Source organism: Actinotalea fermentans, assembly GCF_007991475.1.
Lineage (GTDB): Bacteria > Actinomycetota > Actinomycetes > Actinomycetales > Cellulomonadaceae > Actinotalea > Actinotalea fermentans.
In genome coordinates, this window is the sequence record NZ_BJYK01000001.1 from 760,141 (window position 1) to 774,980 (window position 14,840).

Below are 14,840 nucleotides of genomic sequence, written 5' to 3' on the forward strand. Positions count from 1 at the left end.
CTCTACTCTGACGGGAGCGCTGGGGGTGGTATCCGATGATCCGACCGCGCAGCCAGACGAGCGTGCGGCTCTCGCCCAACGCTGTCACGGCACTAGAGCAGGTGTCCGCCGCCCGCTCCCTTAGCCGCGATGCGACTGTCCGCACCCTGCTGAACGAGTACATCGACGTCCAAGACGCTCGGAGCGAGGACACGCGGCTCACACACATCTCGACTGTGCTTCGCTTTCCACCGCCGCCGCTCTCCAGAGCCGAACGCGACAACCGTGTGCGTGTCGCGATGCGTCTCGACGCTGGGGTTGCCGAACGAGCCTCGACGCTCGCCCTCCGCCTGCCCGGCCAGCCCGTCGCGCGAGGTCCGCGCGACTACTCCCCTCGGCCCCTGACCGATGCCCTTGCCGTAGCGATCGCCTTGGCTAGGCCCTACACCGACGATGGTCTTGAAGGACTCCCATCCGTGGTCACCCACGCGGTGGCGGTCGGGCTCTGGCGCCTAACTGTCGCCGCAACGCTCACGCGAGCGGAGAAGCGCGTCCTCCTTGCGCGCCCGGACTCCGAACTCGCCGCGGTTCTCAACGATGAGGACGTCTCGTGGCACTCGCCGTGGCGCTTCGAAGTGGCCCTACACCTCGCTCGGAAGCTCCTGGCATCGCCCGATCGCTCAGCGAACCTGCGGATGCTTCAGCAGCAAGGCGACCCCTTCGAGGCCGTGCGATTCGAGCTCGCCCGAACCGAGTGGCCCGACTCGAGATTGATGCATGACTGCGTCGCGCGCCCGCGTTATGACCACGAGGGCCGAGGAGGAGCGGCCGTCTGGAGGGCCGAGCGCAAACTGGCAATCGAGGAGTTGTCGGCCGTCCTGACTGCCGACCGGCACTGGGACCGGGTCGAGGTCGCCTGTCCAGGGTGGCCCCTCGAGCACCCCTCGGAGTGGATCGCTCTGCCCCTCGCGTTCGGCCAGCGCCTCTCCGACCGTCAGCAGGAAGACCTCGACATGCGTCGCGTTGTGCTGGTCCAGTCTGGCTCCCGGTCATCGCTCTGGCCGTACAACGTCCACGGAGACCCGATCCCACGGTTCGACGTAGCGCTGACGGCAGCCCCGAAACAGTCCGCTCCGAGCTTCGCAGAGCTCGTGCTCATCTCTACCGAGGTCACAGGTTGGCCCTGGGTGCCGTCAGATCTTGCGGTTCCTTGGGGACTCATGTCGCCGGCCGACCGCGAGCGACTCGAGGCTCAAGCCGCGGCGAACCGCAGGCGAGCTGCTCACGCAGCCGTGGATCACTGGCATCACTCGGACTGGTTGCCGGAAGCGCTCGAGGCGCTCGTTGACGATCCGCCACGGTTCGCCCGGCTAGCGCGACAGCAGGGCGTCTCGGGTGGGCCGTTCCGCGCCGGCTGCGTATGGCGGGTGGAGTCGATAGCCCAAACGCTGACGTCGACCGCCACGGATGACCAGCTTCGGTGGCTGGTCCGCACGATCCATCAGATGCGGACCCGCGCTCTGGAGGGAGCGATGCGGTGGGCCTCGCAGCAGGCGTACTGGCATGGAGAGCCCCGGGCGGACGACATCGTGTGACATCAACCGTATGTTGGACGATGAACACGCGCTCGAAGGTGGAAGAGAACTCAGTCCACCGACAGAACGGAGCGCAACGTGAACCCCCCGAAAGCACAAGATGAGGCGGCACCAGACCGCGATCGGCATCGTCCGATGCACCCTCGGGCTACTGAACCGAGGTGGTGCGTCGAGCACGATGTCGCTGCATCCTTCGACGTCGATTGCTTCCGGTGCCCGCTGGACAACGCCCTCGTCGGCCCCCCCGTGCGGTGAGAATCGCGTTCTGGCGCACCCGTCGCCGGCAGCACCAGGGGCGTCCGGTGGAGGAGGCCCTGACGGGGTTCGGGTGGTGGTCGCTGGCTGCCGGACTGGCGGCGGGGACGCGCTAGTCGGCAGCGGCGGGCGGGTCGACGAGTCGTCCTCGCCTGCTCGGAACGCTCGCGATGCCGACGAGGGCACGACGACATGGATCCTGTCGTCGTTACTGAGCGTGGGCACCTTCCACGCCAGTCGTCGCGATGACGCCGTCGATGACGCACCGACAGCGGGCGTCGCGTCATCGTGCTGGCTATCGCTCATGAGGAGGGTCGAGGCCTCGACTAGGAGGTGGTCCTGTTGGCCAGCACGAGTCCGCTTCGCCTGATCTCAACAAGCACAGAGCCGCGTCGCCGCCACGTCCGCGAGGTGGAGCAGCCGGTGATCAACATCACGCTTCAGGCTGACGAGCGTCGAGTCTTCAGCGTCACCGAAGCGGCGGCGGTCCTTGGGATCGGCCGGAGCAAGCTGTACGAGTTCATCGCCGCCGGCGAGCTCCGCACGATCCACATCGGACGTCTCTGCAAGGTGCCCGTCGACGCGATCGACGAGTTCCTTGCGACACGGCCGTCGACGCCCCCTCGGCCGGGCGCATGAGCGAGCGAGCGCCGTAGCGCCGGCCGAGCTCAACTTCGATCTCATCGAGGACGATGCAGCTAGCGAGGAGCTGCAGCGTCCGGGCGCACCGCCCGCCCAGCTGGGATCGGGGGAAGAGTGGCACGCACGCGCCGCGTGGTACCAGACCCGGATCAACCGGATCTCTTCACGGGGGGACCCTCGAACCTCGGACTGCGCTTCCGTCTCGCCCGACAGGACTGGCCTTCGCCTGGTCGCCTTCCGGTGAACCACGCGAACTCCGACGTCCACTCCGTCGTCTGGCGGGACCTGCTCACTGCGCGGGCTCCGCTCGTTGTCGCCGGCTACGCGTCGCTGGAGAACATCGTCGCTCTGGTGGCCGCGCGGGAGGACTCGGTGGCCGAGCGACCGCCCCTGCGCATCCTGCTCGGGAGCGAGCCGTTCGTCCGAGACCGGCCACGATTCGGCTCCGCGACAGCCACATTCACCGACGAAGTGCGGCACTACTGGACCGAGGAACAAGGGATCTCCCTCGCCCTGTCGGCGAAGGTCGTCCAGACCATCGAGGCCAGTCAAGCGGGCCGGATGCAGGTGCGCTTCGTACCTGGCGCCACACGGATGCACGCCAAGATCTACCTCGGCGACTCCGCCGCGACAGTCGGGTCCAGCAACTTCACCCTTACCGGCATGCATCACCAGCTCGAGGCGAACGTGCGCTTCCGTCCCGGCGAGGACGGGGATCGATTCGCCGAAGTCGCCGGCGCAGCCACCAACTACTGGGAAGTCGGCGAGCCGTGGGACGAGGAGTTTCGGGCGCTCCTCCATGGACTCCTGCGCTTTGTCCCTTGGCGCGAGGCGCTGGCACGGGCGTGTGCGGACCTGCTCGAGGGTCAGTGGGCAGCCCGGTACCTCCCCTCTGACGGCCCGGCGACCGAGCTTTGGCCATCACAGGTTGCCGGCATCGCCGAGGCGATGTGGATCGTCGAGAGCGTCGGAAGCGTCCTCGTAGCCGACGCCACAGGCTCCGGCAAGACCCGAATGGGAGCTCACCTGACCAGGGCCGTCCGCGACCGGCTCTGGAGCACTGGGCGCGTCCGGCGCGACCTGACAGTCCTCGTCTGCCCGCCGGCCGTTGAGGCGCAGTGGGCCCGCGAGGCGACGTTCTGCGGGCTCAGCCTTCTGACCGTGTCACAGGGGCTACTGAGCCGCGCGGCAGCCAGTGGTGCTCGTGTCGAAGACGCTCAGGTCGCTCGCGCGCAAGTCCTTGCTATCGACGAGGCGCACAACTTCCTGAGCACGGCCTCGAACCGAACCGCGAAGGTCCGCGAGTCGGGCGCCGATCACGTCCTGATGTTCACGGCGACACCGATCAATCGGGGGACGCAGGACTTGCTGGCCCTGGTCGACCTCCTCGGGGCCGACAACTTCTCCGACGAGACGCTGCGCATACTCGATGGCCTGGCCAAGCGGGGCAACGAGGCGCCGCTCTCCGACGACGACCGCTCGCGGGTCCGCGAGGAGATCCAGCGGTTCACCGTCCGGCGCACGAAGGCCCGTCTCAACGCGCTCGTCGACCGCGAGCCAGCCCTGTACAAGCACCCGGTGACCGGGCGCCCCTGCCGCTACCCAGAGCACGTCATGAAGACGTACCCCACGGGAGAGTCAGCCTCGGATGAGAGGTGCGCCGAGGAGATCCGGGTGCTCGTGACGAGGCTGCGCGGGGTCACCCTGCTCGGCGACAACCTGGCGTTACCTCCGGCCCTACGACGCGACTACACCGACGAGCGCTGGCTCGAGCTTCGCCTCGGTGCTGCTCGGGGCCTCGCGGCCCACAACGTCCTCTCTTCCATGCGTTCGTCGAAGGCCGCACTGCTCGAGCACCTCATCGGTACCAAGGCGGCGATCGCCGAGCTCAGCTTGGCGGCGCTGAGCAAGCCTCAGCCGTCGGGAGACCAGCTTGCGCGCGTCGCCGCGATCCTGAAGCGGGGCAAGCCCACGAGCGGGCTGTCGTGCGACCTCCCGGTGTGGCTCGCTGACGACGCGGCGTGGCTCGACGCCTGCCGCCAGGAAGAGCACGTGTACCGGGAGATCCTGGAGGCAGCGCGTGCACTGAGCACCCTGCGCGAGTTTGCGAAGGCGGACAAGATCCGGCGGCTGACCTCTCGCAAGCACGCTCGTGTCCTCGCCTTCGACCACCACCCGATCACGCTCGCGGTCATCGCGTCGCACCTAGAAGGCTCCGCGGTGCCGGTGACGGTCGCCACCGGTGGCGACACCAGGGGCCGGCGCGAGATGTTGGAGCGCTTCGCTCGAGACTCGACTACAGGCGGCATCGGCCTGTGCTCCGACGCGATGAACGAAGGGATCAACCTCCAAGGGGCCAGCGCCGTGGTCCAGCTCGACATGCCGACCACGTTGCGCGTGGCCGAGCAACGAGTCGGGCGGGTCGATCGGATGGACAGCGTCCACGCCCGGATCGAGGTGTGGTGGCCGGACGACGGGCCGGCGTTCGCGACACACGCCAATGAGTTGCTTGTCGCCCGCAACGCCGAGTCGTCGGCCCTGCTTGGATCCAACCTCCCGGTCCCCGACTTCGTCGCCTCGACCGAGGCGGTCGTTCGGGCGGAGGACTTCATCCGGGCCGATCAAGACGAGCGGACCGCGACCTGGGACGGGATTCACGACGCCCTTGAACCCGTCCGCCGCCTCGTCGATGGACCTGACGCGCTGCTCACGCCGGCCGAGTACGAGCTACATCGCGGGACTACCCATCGCGTGCTTGCCCGAATCAGTCCAGTCCGCACGAGGACGGCATGGGCATTCCTCGCGGTCGCGGGCACGAAGCATGGTGCTCCACGCTGGATGCTGCTGGAAGCCGACAGCCCTGATCCCAGCGTGGGCGTCGACGTCGTCTCGACACGGCTCCGGGAGCTTCTCGCTGAGGATCCGCCTGACCGGAAGTTCGACGAGGAGTCCGAGCACCTCCTGATCCGCTTCCTCGAACGTGCCCGCATCGCGGAAGTGGCACTGCTCCCCCGCCGCACCCAGCGTGCGCTGACTCAGATGGCGATGTCTTGCCGACACTGGCGGAACGACGCGCGGCACCGCGGCGAGTTCGAGCTGGCGGACCGCTGGGACAGACTGGCCCAGCTCGCCGTCGTGGATCCGCACGAAGATCGCGGCGAGGCCGTCGACCTGTACCAGGTGGCCGAGGCATGGCTGCACCTCGTTCGACCACTCCGCGACGACTACCGCCGGAAGCACCGCCGTCGGCGATACGTGACGTTGTCCGACCTCGACGACGCGTTGCGCGCCACATCACTACCGATCGCCGCGATAGAAGGCGCGCTGAGCCAACTGGAGTACGTTGAGCCGATCGACCGCCGAATCTCGGCCTGCATCTTGGGAGTGCCCGGCGAGGCAGAGTGACGCATCGCACTGGCGTACGTCGGCTTCAGGCGGTGGGCCCGCCGAAGAGAGTCGCTGCTAGCGACGCGGACGGGGCAGGCACCTCGGCGCAGAGGTGACTGTCGGTGTGTTGCAGCGTGCTCTCGACCGCGAGCGGTTGAATGAGGTCCGGTCGATGTGTCGCGAATCGCTAGGGGGCTGGGTTGAGGTTCCGTCGGCGGACCCTGGAGAAACTTGGTGACCTCGTCTGCGGGAACCCCGGTTCGGACGAGCCAGGTTCCGAGCACCCCAAGTACTTCCCGTACCGCTCGAGCTCGTACCTCACAGAGTTCTTCCAGGACCTCGATACCGAGTGGGCTCACGATGGCTCGACGCGGCATCGATGGGTTGCTGACGTCCTGGAGCAAATGCTCGCGGAGCCGCATGACAGCGCTACGCGCCCTCCTGAGATCTTCTGCCGGGTCATCGATCGGCTGATGGAGCGCTCGGAGGCGACGAACGAGGGTCCCGATCGGCCGCACGCTCTGGCACTGCTGAACGACGTCCTGAGCAGAGAAGGCTTCGAAGCCTTCTACGGCGAAGACCGGCACTGCTACCTACGGCACGTTGGTTCGGGGCAGATTGCCGTGCTGGCTGCAAATCCACATCGCCCATTGACGCCGACAGAGGTGAAGCGGCGCGCGCAGCTGGCGGCGTACTTGGACAGGTGCAGCGAGGACGAGCTCATCGAGGAGGTACTGCTCCCGCTGTTCCGCCAGCTTGGGTTCCACCGCATCACCGCTGCTGGCCACCGCGACAAGGCGCTCGAGTACGGCAAGGACGTCTGGATGCGCTACACGCTGCCGACGCAACACGTCCTCTACTTCGGGATCCAAGCCAAGCGAGGCAAGCTCGACGCGTCCGGCACGACGGGGCGCGGGAGTGCGAACGTCGCCGAGATCCACAACCAGGCCCTGATGATGCTCGCCCACGAGGTGTTCGACCCGGAGTTCAGCCGCCGGGTGCTGGTGGACCATGCCTTCATCGTGGCGGGTGGCGTGATCACGAAGCAGGCACGGAACTGGCTCGGCAACGCGCTGGACGCAGCCCGCCGCAGCCAGATCCTGTTCATGGATCGGGACGACATCCTCGACCAGTACATCGTGAACAACGTGCCGCTCCCGGATGCAGCAACGCCAACGGCCACGGCGACGTGGTCTGACGAACCGCCGTTCTGACTGCCACGGCACCGCATGCATGGCGGACCACGTGACTGAGGCCAGGTGAACCTGCGCCTCCTTGCGGCACCCGCCGACGCAGCTCCCTAGTGCCGCTCCGTTGGTCACGTGGGCGTTCGGAGCCGGTGACTCGATGACGCACGATCCACAGCCTCCGCGTCATCGATGACGCTCCACCGCCAGCCGCTTGCGTCATCGCTCTGTGCATAGCCCCTGAGCAACGTCGTCACCGCCTAGCAACGGAGGTGACGAGATGGACAAGGACTACCCCAGGTCGTCGCGGGGCTACTCGTACGACGACATCACCGAGATCACCAAGCGCCGCGACGACCTCTTCGACCACCTGGACGCCATCGCGGTCGAGGGCTGGGACGGACCGGCGGCGACGGACCTGCTCCGCTTCGTACGGAGCCACATCGTCCGTCCTCTTGTGGTCGACGTCGGGCTTCGCGGCGGAGCCGCATCCGAGGCGGAAGCCACGGCGTGGGAGGTGCTCTGGCTGAAGCTGCAGGAGCCATCTCTGCGGGCCGCCCGCTCCCCGTGGGGAGTCCTCTGGCAGACGGCTCGGCGCGCGGTCCTCGGCGAGATCCTCGCCCAACGCTGGGGCGCTCCCCCGAGAAGGGCATGGAAGCTGGACGCCGCGGAGCGCGCCGGCCGCGTGCGGAGGCCCATCGCCCTCGAGCCCCTCCTCGCTGGCGGCTGGCAGCCCGCACACGACGAGGCTGCTGCGGGCGCCGACGACGGCCCACTGACTCGGGTTCTCGCCCTTACGGCGAGCGCACTCCGATCCGTCGGCTGGCCGGAGGACACCGCCGTCTCGATCACGCGAGAGGTAGCGCGGTTCGAAGCCCCAGCACGCGCACGCGCGACGAGCACCATCGTCGGCTGGCGCACTCTCGCGAAGAAGGTCGGGGTCGCCCCGTGGCAGGCACGACGCCTGGTCTGGATTCTCCGCGGGTCGCCCGAGTCGCCGGGTCTCCTCGCGCGGATCACTCTCGAGGGAGCGTCCGCGGTGGAAACCCCCGGGACGCAAGCTGCTCTGAGGAGCACCCGTGTCCGGTGCCTTCCCTGCCCGACGCCTCCCCTCTCCCGCGCAACGGCCGGTCGCCGGGACGACGCGGTCGCCGAGCGAGCGGCGTCATGACGGGCATCCACAACAGAGCGACACCACCACCAATGCACAGTCGCCGCCTCCGGGGACGCCATGTTGGTCGCTGCCGGGGCACACGTAATGGCATGGCGACACGATTCGGATCGTCCGCAAGACGGGTGCGAGGGTTCACATCCCGCCGCAACGGGTGTCCAATGGGTGACCTGCGCCCTGATCAGGGCAGGTCAGGGCATTCTGGGCACCGTTTCAGGGGGGACGGTGGTGGCCCGATGGTGAGCCGACCGCTTCTGCACCGCCTCGTGCTACTGATCTGCGGGGCGCTACTGCTCGCCTCCTGCACCTCGACCGATCCCGAGGCGACGCCGTCCGCCACGACGACGGCGTCCGCGTCGCCGAGCCCGACGTCGAGCCCCACACCCACGGTGGACCCAGCCGTCGAGGAGGCCACCGCGGCCATCCTCGACGCTTACCGCACCTACTGGTCCGTCTCGGTCGCCGCGCTCGCCGATCCGAGCGCGGGCCTGCCGGCGGACTTCGATCGCCTGATCGTCGACAAGGCCCGCGCGTCGCTCGCCGAGTCGGTCATCCGGCTCGACCAGCAGGGTCTCGTGATGACGGGCGAGCCCGTCATCGACCCGGAGGTCGACTCCGTGACGCTGGGCGAGCAGCCCGAAGCCCACGTCATCGACTGCGTCGACTCCACCAACTGGATCCCCACCTTCCGCGACACCGGCGACCCCGCTGCCTCCGAAGGGCAGAACGCCGTCGTCGAGGTCGAGGCCTGGGCGACCGTCTTCGACGACCGCTGGGTCATCAGGGAGGTCGAAGTCCACAGGGACCGGCCGTGCTGAGGCGCGTGACGGTCCTCGTCGCTCTCACCCTGCTGCTCGCGAGCGGGGCGCCCGCCCAGCGCGCCGTGGCAGCCGGCGGCGTCACCTGTCCCCCGCCACTGATCATCTGCGAGGTCGAGGTCGAAGACCCCGGCAACCCCGCCCAGCCACCCGCCGACCCGCCCGTGGTCGACGTAGGCGCGGGTCAGTGCGTCACGTTCCGCGGGAACGTCGTGCCCTGCTGGGACGACCTCTGGGGCTGGTTCAACGCCTCAGACTCCTGCTACTACCGGCTCACCGAGCCACCGCCGCCGGGTACCGATGCCGTCTGGGAGGGCCACTACCCTGACGGCGCGATCTACGACGTCACCTGTGCCGAGCCGCTCAGGGCGCCCGGCACCAACGGCGGTTGGACATGGCTGCCCTCGCCCCCGCCCGGCTACGGCGGTGACCCTGCGCAGCTCGCCCGCCGCGCCATCGACCAGATGGCGCTCGAAGGACCGGCGATACGCACCCCACTCGCTGAGGGCGAGTTCGGCACCGTCGGCATCCCGCTCTGGCTCTGGACCGACCAGACGGCCACGACCTGGGGGCCGAACACCGCAACGGCGTCGGTCCCTGGTCTCGCCGTCACGGCCACCGCACGCGCCCGGTGGATCGACTGGGACCTCGGCGACGGCACGCGGATGCGATGCGACGGTCCCGGGACGCCCTTCATCCCCGGTCGGGTCGAGTCCCCAACGTGCGACCACGTGTACGCCGCTTCATCCGCCGGGCGTCCCGACGACGCCTACATCGTCACCGGCACGACCACGTGGGACGTCACGTGGTCCGGCGGTGGCACCTCCGGGAACCTCCAGGTCACCCGGACCTCCACCGCGTCCGTCCGCATCGGAGAGCTGCAGGTGCTCACGACGAGCTGAACCACCTGCGGATCGGAGCCGACCATGGCCACGAGTACAGACACCCGCCGCGAAGCCGCGGCCCTTGCGCCGACGGGTCCACAGCGCCTGGCGCCGGTGGTCCCGCCGCGCGGTCGCCGCCGTCCCGGACTCATCACCGCCGGTGTCGCGCTGTCCGCCCTCGGCGCTCTCGTGGCCGTGTGGCTCGTCTCGTCGGCCGGTGACCGGACCGACGTGGTGATGCTCGCGCGCGACGTCGCGTATGGCACCACCCTCACGGCCGACGACCTGACGACGACAGCCGTCGCCGTCGACGCGTCCGTTGCGACCGTGGGCGCCGAGGGAGCTTCCAGCCTCGTCGGCCAGGTCGCCACCGCCGATCTCGCCGCCGGCACGCTGCTCGCCCCGAGCGACGTCGCGCCAGCTGGACCACCCGGCCCGGGCGAGGCGCTCGTCCCCCTTCCCGCGACCGCAGAGCGCCTACCGGCGACCGGGCTACGGCCGGGTGATCGCCTGCTCGTCGTCGACACCCCGACGCAGGCGGCCGACCCACCCACGGAGCGGCCCGAGACGTTCGATGTCGTGGTAGCCCGGGTGGGCGCGCCTAACCTGAACGGTGTCAGCGTCATCGACGTCGTCGCGGCCGCCGATGACGGCCCGGCGCTCGCCGCGCGTGCCGCGACGGGGCGATTCGCCTTGGTCCTCCTCTCGCACGAGGAGCCGTGATGGCCGTCCTAACGCTCTGCTCCGCCTCCGGTGCGCCCGGTGTGACGACCAGTGCCTTCGCGCTCGCCCGCGTGTGGCACCTCGCCACCGGGCGCAGCGCGCTGCTTGTCGACGCCGACCCCGTCGGCTCGGCACTCATCCCCGCGTTCGCCGGAGCCGGGATCCCCACGGGCGGTGGCGTCCTGGCCGTGGCGGCCGAGCGAGCATCGTCTGCCGACGACATCCTCCGTCGGAGCGTGGCCCTGGATGACGATGCCGCGTGCCTCGTGCTCACGGGTGTCACGGAACCTGCGCAGGCGCGTCCGCTCGGCGCCGTCTGGACGACGCTCGTCGAGGCTGCCCACGAGTTCGACGGCCTCGGGATCGACGTCCTGGTCGACGCAGGGCGGCTCGGGCACGGCTGGGAGCCGCAACCGCTCATCGATGCGGCGGACATCGCCGTCCTGGTGACCCGGACGAGCCTGTCCTCGGTGGCCCTCGCGCGGCCTGGCCTCGCCGAGCTCGCCAGGCGCCGCCCCGCCGGCGCGCCGGTGCGGCTCCTCGTCGTCGGCCGACCGGCCCCGTACTCGTCGCGGGAGGTCGCCCGCGCACTGGACGGCGACGCGCTCCCGGAGATCCCGGATGATGCCGCCGGCGCGCACGCCCTCCTGCTGGCCGAACCACCGAGCGGACGGTTGGGTCGGTCCGGCCTCCTCCGTGCCGCTCGTCAGACCGCCGCCGGCCTGGCCGGAGCCGCCACCACGACCCGGGCCGGAGAGGTGGGCGTGCGATGACCGAGGACCTGCGCACGCCACGGCGGAACGGCCACCTGTCCCCCGCCGCGCTGCCCGCCCTACTCGGCGGGGAGCGGGTATCGGCGCGACCGGTCGACCCCGGCACGGTGCGGGATGTCCGGCGGGCAGTCGCGGAGGTGCTCGCCGCCCGCCTACAGGCGGATGCGGTTCCCGATCCGGCGGCCCGTCGCGAGCTGGCCCGTTCCTTGCTGGCGGCCGAGCTCAGTGCGCGAGCACGCGCGCGCGTCGCGTCAGGACTCGATCCATGGCCGGTCGAGACCGAGATGGCAGTCGCCTCGGCCGTCATGGCGGCGCTCTTCGGGCTCGGTCGGCTGCAGCCGCTCGTCGACGACCCGCTGGTCGAGAACATCGAGGTCGACGGGTGCGACTCCGTCTGGATCTCGTACGCGGACGGTCACGACCGGAAGGGCGACCCTGTCGCTGAGTCCGACGCCGAACTCATCGAGCTGCTGCAGCTCCTTGCGGCCCGAACCGGCGCCGACGAGCGCACGTTCACCTCCGCCCACCCGTCCCTGCACCTGCGCCTCGAGGACGGGTCACGCTTGGCGGCGATGGCGTGGACGACGCCGAGGCCGCACGTCGTCATCCGGCGGCACCGGGTCAAGGATGTCGACCTCGACGACCTCGTCCGCCTCGGCACCTTCGACCACACGGTCGCCGCCTTCCTTCGGGCGACGGTGCGCGCAGGGAAGAACGTGGTCGTGACCGGTCTGCAGAACGCGGGCAAGACGACCTTGGTGCGGGCTCTCGCCAACGAGTTCCCGCCCCTCGAGCGCTTCGCCACCATCGAGAAGGAGTACGAGCTCCATCTGCACGACCTTCCCGAGCGGCATCCGCGTGTCGTCGCGATGGAGGCGCGTGAGGGGTCGACGGAGCGCGACGCGCACGGACGGCGCGCCGGGGAGGTGACGCTCACCGACCTGGTCACCGACGCGCTCCGGATGAACCTCCGCCGCATCATCGTCGGCGAGGTCCGCGGCGCCGAGGTGCTGCCCATGCTCGAGGCGATGTCCACCGGCGACGGTTCCATGTGCACGCTCCACGCCAGGACCGCACAGCATGGCATCGACCGGATCGTGACGCTCTGCCTCTCGGCCGGCGTCTCCATGACGGAGTCCTTCGCCTACCGCCTTCTTGCCGGCTCGGTCGACCTCGTCGTCCACCTCACGCTCGAGGACGAGTCCGCGACCGGCGGGCCGAAGCGCAGGTTCGTGAGCGACGTCGTCGCCATCGAGGGCCTCGGCGAGTCCTCCCGTCCCGCGACCACAGCGGTCTTCGGTCCGGGTCTCGACGGTCGGGCGGTCCCGCTCCACCGGCCAACCTTCCTTCCCGATCTCGTCCGGGCCGGCTTCGATGCGCGCCTGCTCGACGGCGGCGGATGGCTCGACAACGGCGGTGCCCGATGACGTCCATGGTGCTGGCCCTGCTCGCCGGTGTGCTGCTGCCCGCCGGATTCGTCATGACGATCGCCGGTGTCCGCCGGAGCGTGACGCCGCGTCGCTCGAGGCCCCGTAGGGGCGCCGCGTCGCTGCGCGGCTACGTCGCATCGCGGCGCATCCGACTGGTGAGCGCGCTCGCCGTCGGGCTGGTCGTCTGGGCGGTGTTCGCGTGGCCGATCGCCGGTGTGCTGGCCGCAGGGACCGTCATCGGCATGCCCGTCCTCCTGGGTGCGGGCACCGTGGAGCAACGTCGGATCGACCGGCTCGAGGCGATCGAGGAATGGACCCGGCGGCTGTCCGACGTCCTCGTCGCAGGCGCCGGGCTCGAGCAGGCCGTGGCCGCTTCGGTGGCGACGGCCCCGGAGGCGATCCGGACGGAGGTCGCGGCGCTCGGCGCGCGCCTGGCCGCGCGCTGGTCGCCGGAGCAAGCGCTGCGCGGGTTCGCCGACGACCTCGACGACGCCTCGTCCGATCTCGTCGTGAGCGCCCTGGTCCTGGCGACCCGCCGCCGCGGCCCGGGCCTGTCCCGGGTGCTGGTGTCCGTTGCCGACTCCGTCGCCGACGAGGTCGCCGCGCGGCGCCGGGTGGAGGCGGAGCGCGCCAAGCCACGCGCGACCGCCAGGGCGGTCACCCTCATCACTGTCGGCGTCGTCGCGTTGGGGGCACTCAACACGACCTACGTCGCCCCGTACCGGAGCGGCCTCGGTCAGCTGGTCCTCGCGGCGGTCGCCGCAGGCTTCGTCGCCTGTCTTGTGTGGATCCACCGCCTCACGCTGTCGCCGCGGGAACCCCGGTTCCTCACCGGTCCCGCGGGCGAACCCCTCACGGCGAGGTGGTCCCGATGACCGGCTGGGAGGTCCTGCTCGCGGGTGCGCTCGTCGGGGCCGGCGTCACCGTCATTGCCGCGGGACTGGTGCCCACCCAGCCGGACCTTGCCGCCGTCCTCGCCCGCCTCGATCGCTCGGCGGCCCAGGAACCCGCGGGCCGAGAGGCCGGTGCGATCGCACGGATGCGCGGCCGCGCGCTGCCGAGGGTCATCGAGGCTCTCGGGCTGCGACGCTTCGCGGCGGAGCTGGCGGTGACCGAGCAGACGGTCGAGTCGTTGGCAGCACGCAAGCTCGGCTACGCCGTCCTCGGTCTCGCCTTCCCCCTCGTGATGGCCGCGCTGCTCGCCCTCGTCGGCGTGACGGCGATGCCCATCCTTCCGCTGGGTATCGGCGTCGTGGCCGCTGGCGCCCTCTCGCTCGTCCCAGACGCCGAGATGCGTCGTCGGGCCGGGAAGGCGCGAGCCGCCATGCGTCGGGCCGCCTGCGTGTACCTCGAGCTCGTCGCGCTGGAACGGGCGGCCGACGCCGGCGCCACCGAGGCCCTCGAACGCGCCGCCACGGTCGGCCGGTCACGCGAGTTCCAGCGGATCCGCGAGGCCCTACTCACCGCGCAGGTGACGGGCCGCCCGGCCTGGGACGGCCTGTACCGACTCGCCGAGCAGACCGGAGTCCTCGAGCTCTCCGACCTGGCCGACATCGTGCGGCTCTCCGGCACCGACGGCGCCGCCGTCTACGGCACCTTGCGCGCCCGGGCCACGTCGCTGCGCACCCAGCTGCTCGCCGGCGCGGCCGCCGACGCCAACGCCGCATCGGAACACATGACCATCCCCGTCGCCCTGCTGGGCGTCGCGTTCATGGCCCTCATCGCATTCCCGGCCTTCGCCCGCATCTTCACCGGATGACCCGACCCGCCCCGAAGGAGCCCGACATGCTGCACACCCTGGCCGCCCTCGCCGTCCTGCAGGGCTACATCACGTCCGCGCGACGGGCTGTCCGCCGGCGCCTCGGCGACGACGACGTCGGCGCCTCGACGCTCGAGCTCGTCATCATCGTCCTCGGACTCATCGCGGTCGCGACGCTGCTCGTCGTCGCCATCACCGCCGCCGTGCAGCGCCGCGTCGACCAGATCACCTGAGGTC

General features: G+C 70.2%; 13 protein-coding genes. All 13 read left to right on the plus strand.

The features are described from left to right. Nucleotides 1–35 precede the first annotated feature (35 nt). The 13 genes from AFE02nite_RS03550 to AFE02nite_RS17270 all read left to right on the plus strand — a co-directional run bounded on the left by AFE02nite_RS03550 (nucleotide 36) and on the right by AFE02nite_RS17270 (nucleotide 14,836). Nucleotides 36–1,574: a hypothetical protein gene (locus AFE02nite_RS03550; protein ID WP_146819086.1), complete on the plus strand. Its 1,539-nt coding sequence runs from the start codon at nucleotides 36–38 to the stop codon at nucleotides 1,572–1,574. A gap of 678 nt (nucleotides 1,575–2,252) precedes the next feature. Continuing rightward, nucleotides 2,253–2,468, plus strand: coding sequence for a helix-turn-helix domain-containing protein (locus AFE02nite_RS03555; RefSeq protein ID WP_146819087.1), 216 nt, complete (start codon nucleotides 2,253–2,255; stop codon nucleotides 2,466–2,468). A gap of 243 nt (nucleotides 2,469–2,711) precedes the next feature. Next, the gene (locus AFE02nite_RS03560) at nucleotides 2,712–5,876 is read left to right on the plus strand and encodes an SNF2-related protein (RefSeq protein WP_052113335.1); all 3,165 of its coding nucleotides are present in this window, start codon (nucleotides 2,712–2,714) and stop codon (nucleotides 5,874–5,876) included. A 386-nt stretch (nucleotides 5,877–6,262) separates the two neighbouring features. Then, complete coding sequence (locus AFE02nite_RS03565; RefSeq protein WP_261765419.1) at nucleotides 6,263–7,072, plus strand: restriction endonuclease; 810 nt, start codon at nucleotides 6,263–6,265, stop codon at nucleotides 7,070–7,072. A 253-nt stretch (nucleotides 7,073–7,325) separates the two neighbouring features. Continuing rightward, entirely contained in the window at nucleotides 7,326–8,216 is an 891-nt protein-coding gene (locus tag AFE02nite_RS03570) for a hypothetical protein (protein WP_034243049.1), read from the plus strand. Between the two features lie 236 nt (nucleotides 8,217–8,452). Next, on the plus strand, nucleotides 8,453–9,034 hold the full coding sequence (locus tag AFE02nite_RS03575) for a hypothetical protein (RefSeq protein WP_034243048.1): 582 nt from the start codon (nucleotides 8,453–8,455) through the stop codon (nucleotides 9,032–9,034). Beyond that, complete coding sequence (locus AFE02nite_RS03580; protein WP_034243046.1) at nucleotides 9,028–9,936, plus strand: hypothetical protein; 909 nt, start codon at nucleotides 9,028–9,030, stop codon at nucleotides 9,934–9,936. The genes AFE02nite_RS03575 and AFE02nite_RS03580 overlap by 7 nt, the downstream gene beginning before the upstream one ends. A 24-nt stretch (nucleotides 9,937–9,960) precedes the next feature. After that, entirely contained in the window at nucleotides 9,961–10,641 is a 681-nt protein-coding gene (locus AFE02nite_RS03585; RefSeq protein ID WP_146819088.1) for an SAF domain-containing protein, read from the plus strand. Continuing rightward, nucleotides 10,641–11,414 (plus strand): hypothetical protein, encoded by a 774-nt coding sequence (locus AFE02nite_RS03590; RefSeq protein ID WP_052113333.1) that lies wholly within the window; start codon nucleotides 10,641–10,643, stop codon nucleotides 11,412–11,414. The genes AFE02nite_RS03585 and AFE02nite_RS03590 overlap by 1 nt, the downstream gene beginning before the upstream one ends. Before the next feature lie 284 nt (nucleotides 11,415–11,698). Beyond that, the gene (locus AFE02nite_RS03595) at nucleotides 11,699–12,841 is read left to right on the plus strand and encodes a CpaF family protein (protein WP_052113332.1); all 1,143 of its coding nucleotides are present in this window, start codon (nucleotides 11,699–11,701) and stop codon (nucleotides 12,839–12,841) included. After that, the gene (locus tag AFE02nite_RS03600; RefSeq protein WP_034243043.1) at nucleotides 12,838–13,719 is read left to right on the plus strand and encodes a type II secretion system F family protein; all 882 of its coding nucleotides are present in this window, start codon (nucleotides 12,838–12,840) and stop codon (nucleotides 13,717–13,719) included. Before AFE02nite_RS03595 ends, AFE02nite_RS03600 begins: the two co-directional genes overlap by 4 nt. After that, a complete protein-coding gene (locus tag AFE02nite_RS03605; RefSeq protein WP_034243041.1) occupies nucleotides 13,716–14,603 on the plus strand; it encodes a hypothetical protein in 888 nt (295 codons plus the stop codon). Before AFE02nite_RS03600 ends, AFE02nite_RS03605 begins: the two co-directional genes overlap by 4 nt. Before the next feature lie 26 nt (nucleotides 14,604–14,629). Continuing rightward, nucleotides 14,630–14,836: a hypothetical protein gene (locus tag AFE02nite_RS17270; protein ID WP_034243039.1), complete on the plus strand. Its 207-nt coding sequence runs from the start codon at nucleotides 14,630–14,632 to the stop codon at nucleotides 14,834–14,836. Nucleotides 14,837–14,840: the final 4 nt, after the last annotated feature.

Excerpts from the sequence above, each read along its gene's own strand:
- AFE02nite_RS03550 (WP_146819086.1), top strand. The coding sequence starts at position 36 with ATGATCCGACCGCGCAGCCAGACGAGCGTGCGGCTCTCGCCCAACGCT.
- AFE02nite_RS03565 (WP_261765419.1), top strand. The coding sequence starts at position 6,263 with ATGCTCGCGGAGCCGCATGACAGCGCTACGCGCCCTCCTGAGATCTTC.
- AFE02nite_RS03570 (WP_034243049.1), top strand. The coding sequence starts at position 7,326 with ATGGACAAGGACTACCCCAGGTCGTCGCGGGGCTACTCGTACGACGAC.
- AFE02nite_RS03575 (WP_034243048.1), top strand. The coding sequence starts at position 8,453 with ATGGTGAGCCGACCGCTTCTGCACCGCCTCGTGCTACTGATCTGCGGG.
- AFE02nite_RS03585 (WP_146819088.1), top strand. The coding sequence starts at position 9,961 with ATGGCCACGAGTACAGACACCCGCCGCGAAGCCGCGGCCCTTGCGCCG.
- AFE02nite_RS03590 (WP_052113333.1), top strand. The coding sequence starts at position 10,641 with ATGGCCGTCCTAACGCTCTGCTCCGCCTCCGGTGCGCCCGGTGTGACG.
- AFE02nite_RS03595 (WP_052113332.1), top strand. The coding sequence starts at position 11,699 with ATGGCAGTCGCCTCGGCCGTCATGGCGGCGCTCTTCGGGCTCGGTCGG.
- AFE02nite_RS03600 (WP_034243043.1), top strand. The coding sequence starts at position 12,838 with ATGACGTCCATGGTGCTGGCCCTGCTCGCCGGTGTGCTGCTGCCCGCC.
- AFE02nite_RS03605 (WP_034243041.1), top strand. The coding sequence starts at position 13,716 with ATGACCGGCTGGGAGGTCCTGCTCGCGGGTGCGCTCGTCGGGGCCGGC.
- AFE02nite_RS17270 (WP_034243039.1), top strand. The coding sequence starts at position 14,630 with ATGCTGCACACCCTGGCCGCCCTCGCCGTCCTGCAGGGCTACATCACG.